General features: G+C 66.8%; 10 protein-coding genes. 3 read left to right on the top strand and 7 right to left on the bottom strand.

Features of this window, described 5'->3' with window-relative positions; genetic code table 11:
- The first annotated feature begins 7 nt into the window (after positions 1-7).
- Positions 8-1312: an amidohydrolase family protein gene (locus IP65_RS08830; RefSeq protein ID WP_054131464.1), complete on the top strand. Its 1305-nt coding sequence runs from the start codon at positions 8-10 to the stop codon at positions 1310-1312.
- A 65-nt stretch (positions 1313-1377) separates the two neighbouring features.
- On the opposite strand, the gene IP65_RS08825 is transcribed toward IP65_RS08830, so the two are convergent.
- From IP65_RS08825 to IP65_RS08815, 4 genes are all read right to left on the bottom strand, one after another.
- Positions 1378-3696, bottom strand: a complete 2319-nt coding sequence (locus IP65_RS08825) for a TonB-dependent receptor (protein ID WP_054131463.1) — start codon at positions 3694-3696, stop codon at positions 1378-1380.
- A 229-nt stretch (positions 3697-3925) separates the two neighbouring features.
- On the bottom strand, positions 3926-4036 hold the full coding sequence (cydX, locus tag IP65_RS20825) for a cytochrome bd-I oxidase subunit CydX (RefSeq protein WP_022674874.1): 111 nt from the start codon (positions 4034-4036) through the stop codon (positions 3926-3928).
- Between the two features lie 28 nt (positions 4037-4064).
- Positions 4065-5213, bottom strand: a complete 1149-nt coding sequence (gene cydB / locus IP65_RS08820) for a cytochrome d ubiquinol oxidase subunit II (RefSeq protein ID WP_054131462.1) — start codon at positions 5211-5213, stop codon at positions 4065-4067.
- A gap of 12 nt (positions 5214-5225) precedes the next feature.
- Positions 5226-6806, bottom strand: a complete 1581-nt coding sequence (locus IP65_RS08815) for a cytochrome ubiquinol oxidase subunit I (RefSeq protein WP_054131461.1) — start codon at positions 6804-6806, stop codon at positions 5226-5228.
- Between the two features lie 259 nt (positions 6807-7065).
- Here IP65_RS08815 and IP65_RS08810 point away from each other — a divergent pair, with 259 nt between their 5' ends.
- On the top strand, positions 7066-8733 hold the full coding sequence (locus IP65_RS08810; RefSeq protein ID WP_082349988.1) for an ATP-binding cassette domain-containing protein: 1668 nt from the start codon (positions 7066-7068) through the stop codon (positions 8731-8733).
- Positions 8730-10301 (top strand): ATP-binding cassette domain-containing protein, encoded by a 1572-nt coding sequence (locus tag IP65_RS08805; protein ID WP_054131460.1) that lies wholly within the window; start codon positions 8730-8732, stop codon positions 10299-10301. The genes IP65_RS08810 and IP65_RS08805 overlap by 4 nt, the downstream gene beginning before the upstream one ends.
- Positions 10302-10303: 2 nt before the next feature.
- Here the strand turns inward: IP65_RS08805 and IP65_RS21945 are convergent, their stop codons facing one another.
- The 3 genes from IP65_RS21945 to IP65_RS08790 all read right to left on the bottom strand — a co-directional run bounded on the left by IP65_RS21945 (position 10304) and on the right by IP65_RS08790 (position 13755).
- Positions 10304-10744 (bottom strand): hypothetical protein, encoded by a 441-nt coding sequence (locus tag IP65_RS21945; protein WP_022675148.1) that lies wholly within the window; start codon positions 10742-10744, stop codon positions 10304-10306.
- Between the two features lie 86 nt (positions 10745-10830).
- A complete protein-coding gene (locus IP65_RS08795; RefSeq protein WP_022675147.1) occupies positions 10831-11175 on the bottom strand; it encodes a helix-turn-helix transcriptional regulator in 345 nt (114 codons plus the stop codon).
- A 153-nt stretch (positions 11176-11328) separates the two neighbouring features.
- Entirely contained in the window at positions 11329-13755 is a 2427-nt protein-coding gene (locus tag IP65_RS08790) for a TonB-dependent receptor (RefSeq protein WP_028657547.1), read from the bottom strand.
- Between the last annotated feature and the right edge of the window lie 38 nt (positions 13756-13793).

The following is a 13793-nucleotide window of genomic DNA, read 5'->3' as shown; positions in this document are numbered from 1 at the left end:
TTAGCCAATGAAGAAGACCTTGCTGGCCGGTGTCGCGCTGGCATTCACGCTGGCGAGTGGACCGGCCATGGCGCGCGACTATGTCATCCATGCCGGGCACCTCATCGATGGCATCAACCCTGGCGAACGCAGCCAGGTCTCGATCGTGGTGCACGATGACCAGATCACCGCAGTGCAGGATGGCTTTGTCACGCCCGCCGGGACCGAGGTGATCGACCTGTCGCAGGGCACGGTCATGCCCGGCCTGATCGACGCGCACGTGCACCTCACGCTCGATCTCACCAAGGGCAATGCCCTGCTGCAAAGCGTCACGCATAGCAGCTATGACGAAACGCTCGATGGCGTGGGCAATGCCCGCCTCACCCTGCTGGCCGGGTTCACTTCGGTGCGCGATGTGGGCGGCGATACCGCCGTGGTCGTGGCGCTCAAGCGCGCGCAGAAGGCAGGCACCATTGCCGGCCCGCGCATGTGGGTTTCAGGCAGCATCCTGAGCCCCACCGGCGGCCATGGCGATCCGGCCAACGGCTTTGATCCGGCGCTGACCAAGCCCGGCTGGCAGGATGGCATTGTCGACGGGCCGGACGAGGCGGTGAAGAAAGTGCGCGAGCATTTCCGCGACGGCGTCGACCTGATCAAGATCGTGCCCTCGGGCGGCGTCGCCAGCGTGGGTGACGATCCACAGGCCCAGCTGATGACCGACGCCGAAATCAAGGCCGTGGTCGATACTGCCCACACCCTGCACCTGCCCGTGGCGGCCCATGCCCATGGCGCCCAGGCGATCGACCATGCCAGCGAGATCGGCGTGGATTCGATCGAGCATGGCAGCTTTGCCACCCCGACAAGCTATGCGATCATGAAGCAACACGGCACCTATCTGGTGCCCACGCTGATCGCCGGGGCTACGGTGGTGGAATTCGCGCAGAAGCATCCCGAACTGCTCGGCCCGTCGATGGCGGAAAAGGCCATGGCGGTAGGGCCGATCATGGCCAAGAACCTCTATGCCGCATGGAAAGCGGGCGTGAAGATCGCGTTCGGCACCGATGCCGGCGTCTATCACCATGGCCAGAACGGGCGCGAGTTCGAACTGATGGTCAAGGCCGGGATGCCCGTGGCTGACGTGCTGCGCAGCTCGTTCACTGGCGCGGCCAACCTGATCGGGGAAAGCCGCATCGGCGCGATCCGCCCGGGCGCCTTCGCCGATATCGTCGCCACCGACAAGGACCCCATGACCGATATCACCGAACTGCAGCGCGTGCGCTTTGTCATGCAGGGCGGCCGCGTGGTGAAGGATCACGGCGAACCGCGCATCTGAGCGCCATGACCAAAGGGGGGATGGGGCAGCGCTGCCCCATCCCCCCCTTTTTGCAGTTGCTGAACTCAGAAGTTGAGCGTCGCCGTTGCAAAGACCTGGCGCGGATTGCCCCAGTAGGTGGTCAGCACGCCTTCCTTGCCCAGCGTCGGGATCAGGTTGCCCGCCGGGGTATAGGTCAACGCCCCGGTGGTGGGATTGCCGGCAACATAGGTATAGCCCGAGGTCTTGTAGCGCTTGTCGAGGATGTTCTTGCCATAGACGCCAAAGGTCCACCGCCCGCCCGGCGCGCGGTAGAACACGCTGGCATCGAACAGGGCATAGCCGGGCTGGTCGAGATAGGGGTTGGGCACTTCGAACTGATAGGTCTTGCTCTTCCACGACACGCCGCCGGTCACGTCGACCGCACCCGTGCCCACCGGAATGGAATAGCTGGCCGAGGCGCTGCCGGTCCACGCCGGGGTATTCTGCACCTTGCGATAGGCGGCCACATCAGTCGGCTGGCCGGCAATCAGCGTGATGTATTTGAGGTACTTGGCGTCGATATAGCCGAGTGAACCATTGAGCGTGAAGCCGCCCAGCTTGAGCCGCCCTTCGGCTTCCACGCCCTGCATCCGCGCCTTGCCGGCGTTGGACACCACCCCGCAGAAGCTGGGCAGCCCGCCCACCGTGCAGGCCACCGAGCCGGGGATCTGCACATCGGTATAGTCCATGCGGAACGCGGCCAGATTGAGCGACAGGCGCCGGTCCAGCAGCCGGGTCTTGACCCCCAGTTCATAGCTGTTGACCTTTTCGGGGCGGAAGCTGAGGAATTCGCCCTGGGTCACTCCCGGCGGCGCATTGACGCCCACCCCGCGCGGATCGAACCCGCCACCCTTGAAGCCCTGGCTGAAGCTCGCATAGACGGTGTTGTCGGTGTTCGGCTTCCAGTTGAGCGACACGCGCGGCGTGAACTTCTTGTAGTCCGCGCTGCCCAGGAAATTGGTGCTGGGCGCGCCAAACGCCACGCCCGCCCCGCCAAACACCGGCGAGCCGCCCCCCAGGTAGTTCTGCCGCAGGATCTGGGCATAGCGCTTGTCCCAGGTATAGCGCCCGCCCGCTTCCAGGCTGAGGTGATCGCTGAAATCATAGCTGAGGTTGGCAAACGCGGCCGAAGTATCGGTGCGGATATTGGCGCCGGTGAACGCCGCCAGCCCCGGCACGGTGGTGAACAGCCGCACGTCGAACTGCGTCAGCGCCGTGGCATAGAGATAGTAATAGCCCAGCAGCGCGTTGAACTTGCCCGAGTTGTAGAGCAGCTGGATTTCCTGGCTCCACTGCTTGTTGCGGTAATAGGCCGGCACGTCGACGTCTTGCGAGGCGGTGGCATCGAAATCGATCGGCGAGGCGCTGTCATCCTTGCGGAACGCGGTGATCGACCGCAGCGTCAGGTGGTCGGTCGGCTTGGCTTCCATGAACAGCGACCAGCCCCACGCCTTGACGTCCTGCTTGGGGCTGTTGAGCCCGGCCTGGGTGTCGAACACGTTGGCCAGCACCGGCGCCCCGGTCAGCTGACCGGGAATTTCGCGGTGGCCGCCACGCGGGTTGGACATATCGTGGGTATAGTCGCCGGTCAGCCGCGCGAAGAAATCGGTGCCGTGCACTTCCACCGTGCCGCGCCCGGCCCAGATATCCTTGTTGTAGTTCGAAAGCCCCGTGGTCAGGTTGCGGCCAAAGCCGCCGCGCGTCAGCCGCGCCACCGTGCCACTGGCGCGCAGCACGCCATCGCTGGTCAGCGGCGAGCTGACCGTGGCGACACCATCGGCCTGGTCATAACTGCCATAAGTGCCGCGCAGACGCAGATGAAAGGCATCGTCGATCTTGCGCGTCACATACTTGATCGCGCCGCCAATGGTGTTGCGGCCATAGAGCGTGCCCTGCGGCCCACGCAGCACTTCGACCCGCTCCACGTCATAGATATCGAGCACGGCGGCCTGCGGGCGGTTGAGATAGACATCATCGAGATAGATGCCCACGCCCTGTTCGAACCCCGATACCGGGTCTTGCTGCCCCACCCCGCGAATGAAGGCCGACAGCGTGGAGTTGGTCCCGCGCGAAGGCTCCAGCGTCACGTTGGGCACTTCGTCGGCCAGCGCGGTGATGTCTCCGGCGCCCTTGGCCTGCAGTTCATCGCCGGAAAACGCGGTGATGGCGATCGGCACGGAGTTGAGCGTTTCGCTGCGGCGGCGGGCAGTGACGATGATCTCGCCGTCGCTGGCGGCGCCAGCCTGCGCGGCCGCGTCGCTGGTGTCCTGCGCCAGGGCCGGGGCCGGCAGCGCGCCCAGCGCCACGCCGGCAAACAGAATGGCGGAAATCGAACGAATGCGGGTGCTGGCGGTCAGGGCCATGGTCCTCTCCTTGGCGCGACGGTCTTGCCTTGCCGTCGCTTGGTGAGGGCACAATACTGAAAGGTGAACCGACTTTCAACTTTGAATCCGCAAGCACCGCATCATATCGCAAAGATCTGTTGCCAAGTTGCTGCACTGGCAACGAAAAACGGCGCCAGGCCAAGGCCGGGCGCCGCGTTTTCAGGTCTCTGTCACCACGCGCAACCGCGCGGCGCATCAGGCTTTACGGTCAAATCGCGGGGTCATCGTCGATCGGCGAATTGAATTCGTGCCACAGCCCGTTGATGATGCCAAAGCCCACGGCCAGGCCCAGACCGAGCACCCAGGTGAAATACCACATGGCGGCGTCCTTTCAGAAGAAATCGGGGTCAGTAAAAATCAGGATTGGTGCGCACATCGCGCAGGGTGATGCGCCCGCTCAGCAGGGTCATGACCCAGGCGGTATAGGCCAGCACGATCGGCAGGAACACGATGGTGCACACCAGCATGATGAACAGCGTGAGATGGCTGGACGAGGCATTCCACACCGTCAGGCTGGAGCGCGGATCGATCGAGGACGGCAGGATATAGGGAAACATCGAGCAGCCGACCGTGGCGATGATGCCGGTGGTGGCCATGGCCGTGCCCACCAGGTTTACCAGGCCCTGCCGGCGCGCGATGCCCCACAGCGCCACGATCGGCCCGGCCAGGCCCAACAGCGGCGCCGCGATCATCCAGGGGTGCGCGCCATAGTTGGCCAGCCACGCGCCGGGCTTGGCCACGCTGGCGGACAGCAGCGGGTTTGACGGCCCCTGCGGATCGACCGTACCGGCCAGGGCCATGCCCATGTGCCCCTTGGCCACCATCACCCCGCCGATCACGAACAGCGCGATGCTGGCAATCGCCGCGACGCGGGCAATGGCGCGGGCGCGGTTCAGCACTGGCCCTTCCTCGATCTTGATCGCCAGCCAGCCCGCGCCATGCAGCGCCAGCATGGTGACCGACAGCAACCCGGTTAGCAGCGTGAACGGCGTGAACAGACCCAGCAGGCTGCCTTCATAGGTCATGCGCAGATCGCTATCGAGGCGGAATGGCGCGCCGGCCAGGACATTGCCCACCGCCACGCCAAAGACCAGCGCGGGCACGAAGCCACCGACGAACAGCGCCCAGTCCCACCGCGTGCGCCAGGCCGGATCGGGCTTTTTCGAACGATACTTGAACGCCACCGGCCGCAGGATCAGCGCCGCCAGCACCAGGAACATCGCCAGGTAGAACCCGGAAAAGCTGACGGCATAGACGAACGGCCAGGCGGCAAAGATCGCCCCGCCGCCCAGGATCAGCCACACCTGGTGGCCTTCCCAATGCGGCGCCACGGCGTTGATCACCAGGCGGCGTTCGGCGTCATTGCGCCCCACGAACGGCAGCAGCGCGGCCACGCCCAGGTCATAGCCATCGGTCAGGGCAAAGCCGATCAGCAGCACGCCCAACAGCGCCCACCAGATGACCCGCAGGGTTTCGTAATCCAGGGGAATATGCATGGCCCTTGCCCCTTATTCTGCCGGCAGCGGGGCAAAGCCCGCGTCCAGGGGTTGCGTTGCGTCTTGATCGTCGGTGTCGTGGTGTTCGATCGGCCCCTTGCGGATCTGCGCCAGCATCAGCCGCACCTCGATCACGGCAAGCCCGCCATAAAGCGCGGTAAAGCCGATGATCGTGGCCCAGACCTGCGGCACGGTGAGTGAGGACGCACCCAGGAACGTGGGCAGCACGCCGTCCACGGCCCAGGGTTGGCGCCCGATTTCGGCCAGCACCCAGCCCGATTCTATCGCGATCCACGGCAGCGGGATCGCCACCACCGCCAGTTTCAGGAACCAGCGCCGCCGGAACCGGCAGGTGGAAGCGCACCAGAATGCCGCACCGAACAAGGCGATGAAGCCAAAGCCGAGCGCCGCCATGCCGCGAAACAGGAAGAACATCACCGGCACGTTGGGCACGGTGTCCCACGCGGCCTTGAGGATCAGCTTGTCATCGGCGCGGCGTGGATCGGCGACATAGCGCTTGAGCAGCATGGCAAAGCCGATATCCTGCTTGTGCGCCTCGAACGCGGCGCGGGCGGCAGGGTCGGTGCGGTTGACCTTGAGCCGCTCCACCGCGTCATAGGCGATCAGCCCGCTGTGGATGCGCCCGTCGGCGCGCAGTACCAGTTCCTCGATCCCATCGATCTTGCCGGTCAGGCTGCGCGTGCCGATCAGGCCCATGACATAGGGCACCTTGACTGCAAAGTGCGTGGTGCGCGCCGCCACGTCAGGCAGGCCGACCAGGGTGATCGCCGCCGGCGCCGGCTCGGTTTCCCACATCGCCTCGATCGCGGCGAGCTTCATCTTCTGGTTGTCGGTCAGGGTATAGCCGCTTTCATCGCCCAGCACGACGACCGAGAGCGAGGACGCCAGGCCAAACGCGGCTGCCACCATCATCGAGCGGCGCGCCACGTTGGTCCACTTGCCCTTGAGCAGGTAGAACGCCGAAACCCCCATCACGAACGTGGCCGCGCAGACATAGCCGGCGCTGACCGTGTGCACGAACTTGGCCTGGGCCACCGGGTTGAACAGCACGGCGGAAAAGTCGGTCACTTCCATGCGCATGGTTTCGGGGTTGAACGTGGCCCCCACCGGGTTCTGCATCCAGCCATTGGCGATCAGGATCCACAGCGCGGAAAGATTGGTGCCCAGCGCCACCATGAACGTGACCGCCAGATGCTGGCGCCGGCTGAGCCGGTCCCAGCCGAAGAACATCACCCCCACCATGGTCGCTTCGAGGAAGAAGGCCATCAGCCCTTCGATCGCCAGCGGCGCGCCGAAGATATCGCCGACATAGTGGGCGTAATAGGCCCAGTTCGTGCCGAACTCGAATTCCATGGTCAGGCCGGTGGCCACGCCCAGGACAAAGTTGATGCCGAACAGCTTGCCCCAGAAGCGCGTGATGATGCGCCAGATCGGCCGCTTGGTGATCACATAGATGCTCTCCATGATCACCAGCATGAACGACAGGCCAAGCGTCAATGGCACGAACAGGAAATGGTACATGGCCGTCAGCGCGAACTGAAGGCGGGATAATTCGATGACTGCCATGTCCATGGCCGCGTTCCCTCTGCTATGGCTCCCCGTCGGGCCCTGCCGATCGGCGGCAGGCCGCACGATCGGGAGAAGCCCTGCCAAAAGCGCGACAGGGGCACGCCACCGCCCTTAGCCCCCGCTGCGCCGCAGCATTTTGACGGCGATCAATCCAGCGCCGGTTTAATTGGCGCAAACGCCGATTACGAAAAGGAAAACCGGGCAAAACGCGGGTTTCCTCGAATCGATTACCGTTTATATCACGATTTCCTGTTATAAGAAGATGGACAGATTGTCTCACAAGGCCGCACCTGCCCGCGATTCCCGCCCGGCGACCCGCCCTCCGCGCAGCCTGCGCCCCACCGCCTGGTGGCTGACGGAAAGCGCCGGCGCGATTCCCCTGGCCGCAGGCTTGGCCTGGGCAGTGGCGGCGCGCGCAGATGGCGCGCTGCCGGCCTGGCCGGCGGCCGCGCTGCTGCTCGCGGGTGGCGCCTGGCGCGCTCTGGCGCTTGCCCGCGCGCGGCTGACCGGGCAGGCCGCTGCGGCGCGGTTCCAGCACGGTCTGCGCCAGCGGCTGTGGCCGGCGCTGCTGCCCAGCCGCACCGCGCGCGGGGCGCTGGTGGGCGAAGACGTGCACCTGGCAGTCGATACGATCGATCGCACCGAAGGGCTGGTCGCACGGTTCCTGCCGTTGCGCGGGGCCAGCGCGCTGGGGCCGCTGCTGATCGCCCTGGCCGTCGCGCCGGCCAGCTGGGTTTCGGCCGCCATCATGCTGGCCACGCTGGTGCCCTTCGTGTTCGGGCTGATTCTGGCCGGGGGCATGGCGGCACGCCGCGCGCAGGCGCAGCATCGCGCGCTGGAGCGTGCCTCGGGCCTGTTCGTCGATCGCATCGCCCATCTGCCGCTGATCCTGGCATCCGGCGCGGAAGAGCGCATCGGTCGGCAACTGGCCATGGCGACGCAGGATGTGGCGCGGCGCACGATGGGCGTGCTGGCAGTGGCCTTTGCCTCCAACGCCATTCTCGAATTCTTCGCGGCGCTCTGCGTGGCGCTGGTCGCGGTCTATTGCGGCTTTGCCCTGCTCGGCCTGCTGCCGTTTCCCGCGCCCGAGCATCTCACCCTGGCGCGGGCGTTCTATACCCTGGCGCTGGCGCCCGAATTCTACCTTGGCATGCGACGCCTGGCGGCCGCCTATCACGACAAGCAGACCGGCGAGGCCGCATTGGCGGCGATCGACCAGGCGCTGGCCCATGCCGCGCCGATCGTGGAACGGCCAGCGCAACCGGCAACGGCAACGCCGCGCCACCTGCACGGCGCGGGTGTGGTGATCGCCTATCCCGATGGCACGCGGATCGGCCCGCTCACCTGGGATTGGCGTGGCCCTGGCCTTCATGCCGTGACCGGCGCCACCGGCAGCGGCAAATCCTCACTCCTGCTTGCCTTGATTGGGCAGGCGCCACTGACGGAGGGGCAGATCGTGGCAGACGGGGCACCCTGGCCTGGCGGCGCGGCCAATGCCCTGATCGGCTGGGCCGGGCAGGCAGTGTCGCTGCTGCCTGGCACCCTGGCGAGCAACCTGCACCTGGCGCAGCCCGGCGCGCAACGCGATGATGCCGCATTGGTCGACCTGCTGACGCAGCTTGGCCTGGGCCCGATGCTGGCGCGGCGCGGCGGCCTTGCCATGGCGATCGATCATCGCGGCGCCGGGCTTTCAGGCGGAGAGCGGCGGCGCATTGGCCTCGCCCGTGCGATCCTGTCGGGCCGGCCGTTCCTGCTATTGGACGAGCCCACCGCCGATCTCGACCCCGCCAGCGCGGCGGCGGTGCGCGCCGTGCTGGCCCGCTGCGCGCAAGACCGCCTGGTGGTGGCCGCGACCCACGATGCCGATCTCGCCGCCCTGGCGCAAACGCGCTGCGCGGTTGACGCCGCCGCCACCAGGAACGCGGCATGATCGCCCTGCTGCAAGCGCCGCTTGCCCGCCAGCGCGGCGTGTTGCGCGCGGCGATGGCCTGCGCGATCGTGGCCGCGCTGGCCGGGGTGGGCCTACTGGCCACTGCCGGCTGGTTCCTGGCTGGGGCCGCCCTAGCGGGTCTGGGCGGGCCGCTCGCGGTCACCGGGTTCAACTATCTTTTGCCCAGCGCGGGGATTCGCGCCGCCGCGATCGGCCGCACTGCCAGCCGCTATGGCGAACGCATGCTGGGCCACCGCGCCGCGCTGTTTGCCCTGGCAGAAGTGCGCGCCGGCCTGTTTGCCCGCATTGCACAGGCGGCGCTTTCCGGGCGCGAGGCCGGGCGCAGCGGGGAAATGGCGGCGCGCTTTGGCCGCGATGTCGATCTGCTGGAAGACGCCGCGATCCGCCGTGTCTCCCGCGTAGGGGCGTGGGCGGCCGCAATCGTCGCGTTGGCCTGCGCGCTGGCGCTGGGGGTGGCGGCGCTGATCGTGCTGGCCGCGGGCCTGGCAGCCATGCGCGTGGCCGGCCCGGCGATGGCCACGCGCCTGTTGCCCGCGCGCCAGGCCGAGCGCGCCCGCGCCCATGCCGCACTGGCCGCCGATTATGCCGAAATGGCCGCACCGGCGATCGATATCGCGGTCTATGGCCTGGCCCCCGCCCTGGCCGAGGCGCTGCACGAGCGCGCCACGGCGCAATGCCGCGCCAACCATGCCGTGGCCCAGGCCGAAGCCTGGCTTGCCGCCGTGCAGGCGCTGATCGCGGCGGTGACGCTGGCGGCGATCGTGCTGGTGGCGCAAGGCACCGCGCCGCTGCTGGCCCTCGCCCTCCTGGCGGCCATGGCCGCGCTGGAGCCGTGGAGCGCGCTTGCCACGCACGATGCCAATGCGCCCGATACCTGCCTGGCGCAGGAACGCCTGGAACAGGCCGGCGCCACCCTGGCCACGGCGCAGCCCGCGCCAGTGCTGGCGGCGCGGCCCACGCTGACCATTGCCGGCACAACCCTGGCCCCCGGCGCGCGGGTGCTGATCGCCGGGCCATCGGGCGCGGGCAAGACGCGGCTGGTCGAAACGCTGGCTGGCCTGCGCGATGATGCGCCACAGGCGCTGGCGATCGACGGGCACGATCCGCGCGACCTGGGCCTGGCAGCGGTGCGGCCGGCCATTGCGCTGATGCCCCAGGCAGCGCCGCTGATCGCCGGCACCGTGGCCGATAATCTCGCCCTGGCGCGGCCCGGCATCGATCGCGCCGTGATGCAGGCCGCCCTGCATGTCGCCTGCGCCGATGACGTGGTGGCCGCCCTGCCCCACGGCCTTGACCAGTGGCTGGGCGGCGATGGCGCGCGCCTGTCGGGTGGGCAGCGCCGGCGCATTGCCCTGGCGCGGGCGCTGCTGTCAGGCCGGCCCTGGCTTGTGCTCGACGAGCCGAGCGAGGGGCTGGACCTGGCGACCGAGGCGCGGCTGCACCAGCGCCTGGCCGCCTGGCTGGATCAGACCGGCACCGGCCTGCTGCTGGTCAGCCATCGCCCGGCGATGGCCAGCCTGGCGCAACAGGCCATTGCGCTCGGCTGACCTTACCAGCCACGCCCGCCCCAGCCGCCGCCTTGATGGGCCGAGGCGTTGATCCAGCCTTCGATGCGGTCATAGCGCATGGCGATGCGGTTGACCGAGCGCCAGTCTCCCTCGCCGCATTCGTTGCGCTGGCGCCCTTCGAGATCGTCGATCGCATCGTGGATGCGGCCGGCCTGGCGCGGATCGATATCGCCTTCGTCCACCTCGTGGCGCAGGCGCGCTTCCAGCCCATGGGCGCGCTGGCCCGAACAGATGAAAGCCATGCGGCCGCCCTGCCGGTCCCCATCGCCGCCGTAATAGCCGCGCCCGTAACCGCCGCCATAGCCCTGCCCCCCATAGCCCTGGTTGTATCCGCCCCAGGCCTGGGCCTGGGCGGTTTGCGCGGCCGTGCCGCCAATGGTCAGCGCGGCGGCCATGATGGCGGCAATGCGAATGGTCTTCATCTTGTGTCTCCCACCTCGGGTCTTGTCGTCCCGGAAGACACGCTATGACGCGGCCGCTGCCGCAAACTTGAACTGGCTGTCGTCTCTCATTCAGAATGTTGCTGGGCAGAATGTTGCTGGCTGATCGCGCCAGCTTCGCACATCACGCACATCGCGTGGATCAGGCCCGAAACCACCGGGTCCTTCAGGCTGTACCAGCGCACCTGCGCCTCGCTGCGCACGTTGACCACGTCTTCGCCGCGCAGCAGCGCCAGGTGCTGCGATACGCCCGATTGCGACAGCCCGGTCAGCGCCACCAGTTCGGTCACGCTCACCTCGCCCTCGTCCATCCGGCACAGCATCAGCAGCCGCTCGGGATGGCTCATCACCTTGAGGCGGCCGGCCATGTGCGCGGCATTGGCCTTGAGCTGGGAAAGATCGGTCGGTTTCATCGCACCTTCCGAAATAGGGCAAACCGCCCGCACGGCAAGACACCGCCGGAATTTGGCGCGATTCTGCCCAAATGGGCTGGAAAACGGGCAAAAAAAAGCGGGCAGTCCACGGTGGAACTGCCCGCCCAGTGAGGGCTCGGAATTTCGTTGTGATCAGAAGCTGATGGCGATCTCGCCGCCAAAGGTGCGGGGCGGGTTGAAGTTGCCATAATCGCCCAGCACCGCATCGTTGGCGCCCGAACGGCGATAGATGTAGGTGGTGTTGAACAGGTTGCGGCTCCAGGCCGAGAACGTCGCCTTGGCGCTGCCATTGAGCGGCACCGAGGCCAGCGCGATGCGGCCGTTGACCACGAAGCTGGAGTCGGTCTTCACCGATTCGTTCTGGAAGCTGTACTGCGGATCGGCATAGTTGGCATCGAGGTGCACGCGCAGTTCGCTGCCATTGGCATTGACCGGCAGGGCATAGTCGATCGCGCCCGACGCCGCATTGGCCGGCGTATAGACCACATAGACCTGGTACAGCTGGTTGTTGAGGAACGGGTTCGCCGTCGCCGGAACGTGGGTATAGGTATAGGCGTAAGACGCGCTCAGCGTCAGGCCCTCGGCTGCCTGCACCGTCAGGTCTGCTTCCACGCCGCGAATGCGCGAGGTGCCCGGCGCGTTGCGGGTTTCCTCGGTGTGGAGGTTGAACGTCGGGTTGGGCTGGCCGTTGTCGAGATAGGGCCGCGTATCGACGTTGTCGAAATCGGTCTGGGTGCCGGTGCGGTCCATCATATAGCCCGCCAGGTTCAGGCGCACGCGGTGGTCCATCAGGTCCATCTTGGTGCCGATTTCATAGGCCTTGACCGCTTCGGGGCCGAACGCGGCAAAGGTCTGCGAACGGTCGTTGGCGCCACCGGCGCGATAGCCGGTCGAATACTTGGCATAGGCGTGGATGTTATCGGTCAGGTCATAGGCCGCCACGATCAGCGGATCGAACCGGCTGACGCTTTCGTGGAACTGATAGTTGGTCGCCGCGCCCTGCACGAGATAGAGCGTGCCATCGCGCTTGTCGTTGGTGTAGCGGCCGCCCACGGTCAGGTGCAGCTTGTCGCCCAGCGCATCGGGGGTGAACGTCGCCTGGCCGAACGCTGCATAGCTTTTGGCAAAGGCCTGGCTGGCGCGCTGCAGGAACTGCTGCCCGATGGCCCAGCCCTGGTTGGACGAGGTGACGGGGCCAACCACGGTTTCGCTGTTGATGGTATAGCCGGTGCCATCGACATTCCAGGTGTTGGACGAGGGCGTCGATGCCTGTTCCTGGGCGCGTTCGTTGAAGTAATAGGCGCCCAGCACGTAATCCACCTGCGGCAGGCTGCCGACGAGCTGGAGTTCCTGGCTGAACTGGCGCTGGTTGAGGTACGAGAGGCTGTAGCGCGAGAAGCCGGTGTTGGGGGCAAAGATCGTGCGCGCGGCGCCGCCCGAGTTGTCCCACTGCTCGGTCGAAACCGTGCGCCATGCCGTGATCGAGCGCAGCTGCATGTGCGGCGCCACGTCATAGTTGAGGTGCAGCGAGGTGCCTTGCGTGCGATCGACGCTGGGCTGCTGCGGCACGCCGATCGGCGCCACCTTGACCCGGTTGTCACCCGTGGGCGTCATCAGCGACGAAAGCGGCGCGATGCACGAGGAGCATGCCGAGGTGGTGCCGGGCGCCACCAGGATATACTTGCCGTTGCCATTGGGATTCTGGATGTACTGGCCAACCGTGCGCCCCTGCGGGTTGTAGGTGATCAGCTGGCTGTAGTTCGGGGTGTTTTCGTCCTTGGCCTTGTCATAGGAAACGATCGCCGAGAAACCGGGCATCGGCGTCCACTTGGCCGAGATGCGCCCACCGGTGCGGTCATACTGGTTCCAGCCGGCCTGGCCCGCCAGCGGGTTCTTTACCGTGGGGTCCTGGTGCTGCTGCACGCCGTCGATCTTGATGGCGATGTTGTTGAATTCGGGCAGGTCGAGGTGGCCTTCCACGGTGTGGCTGCCGAAATTGCCCACGCCTGCCGAAAAGCGGCCGTCGAACTGGCCGGTCGGGTCCTTGGTCACGATGCTGACCGCGCCGCCTTCGGTGTTGCGGCCAAACAGCGTGCCCTGCGGGCCTTTCAGCACTTCGATGCGCTGCACGTCGAACAGCGCGGCATTGAGGCCCTGCGAGCGGGCAAGATAGACGCCGTCGATATAGACGCCCACGCCAGTGTCGCGCGCGGTCTGGTTCTGGTCGAACGGCACGATGCCGCGAATGCCCACGGTCAGCGCCGACTGGCGCGCTTCGAACGTGGCGACGCGCAAGGACGGTACGCCGCCATCGGCGAGGTCGATCAGGCTCTGCACGTGGCGGTCCTTGATGAGCTGGTCGCTCACCACCGAGATCGCCACCGGGGTCTTTTGCAGGTTGGTCTCGCGCTTGGTCGCGGTGACCACGATTTCAGAGAGGCGCGAACCGCTATCGGCGCTGGCCGATGCATCGGGCGCGGCTTCCGCGGCTGCGGGCGCAGCGGCCGGTGCTTCGGCAGCATGCGCCACACCGGCGTTGAGCCAGGCAAGCACCATCATCGACGAGGCCAGGGCGGCCTTGGGGTAAGTCACTGTGC

Origin of the sequence: Novosphingobium sp. AAP1 (assembly GCF_001295765.1) — a bacterium.
In the GTDB taxonomy this organism is placed as follows: Bacteria; Pseudomonadota; Alphaproteobacteria; order Sphingomonadales; family Sphingomonadaceae; genus Novosphingobium; species Novosphingobium capsulatum.
The sequence above is the reverse complement of the archived record's forward strand: the minus strand, read 5'-3'. Positions and strand labels throughout refer to the sequence as shown.

Coding starts and splice junctions, on each gene's coding strand:
- IP65_RS08830 (WP_054131464.1), top strand. CDS start 8: ATGAAGAAGACCTTGCTGGCCGGTGTCGCGCTGGCATTCACGCTGGCG.
- IP65_RS08825 (WP_054131463.1), bottom strand. CDS start 3,696: ATGGCCCTGACCGCCAGCACCCGCATTCGTTCGATTTCCGCCATTCTG.
- cydX (WP_022674874.1), bottom strand. CDS start 4,036: ATGTGGTATTTCACCTGGGTGCTCGGTCTGGGCCTGGCCGTGGGCTTT.
- cydB (WP_054131462.1), bottom strand. CDS start 5,213: ATGCATATTCCCCTGGATTACGAAACCCTGCGGGTCATCTGGTGGGCG.
- IP65_RS08815 (WP_054131461.1), bottom strand. CDS start 6,806: ATGGACATGGCAGTCATCGAATTATCCCGCCTTCAGTTCGCGCTGACG.
- IP65_RS08810 (WP_082349988.1), top strand. CDS start 7,066: ATGGACAGATTGTCTCACAAGGCCGCACCTGCCCGCGATTCCCGCCCG.
- IP65_RS08805 (WP_054131460.1), top strand. CDS start 8,730: ATGATCGCCCTGCTGCAAGCGCCGCTTGCCCGCCAGCGCGGCGTGTTG.
- IP65_RS21945 (WP_022675148.1), bottom strand. CDS start 10,744: ATGAAGACCATTCGCATTGCCGCCATCATGGCCGCCGCGCTGACCATT.
- IP65_RS08795 (WP_022675147.1), bottom strand. CDS start 11,175: ATGAAACCGACCGATCTTTCCCAGCTCAAGGCCAATGCCGCGCACATG.
- IP65_RS08790 (WP_028657547.1), bottom strand. CDS start 13,755: ATGATGGTGCTTGCCTGGCTCAACGCCGGTGTGGCGCATGCTGCCGAA.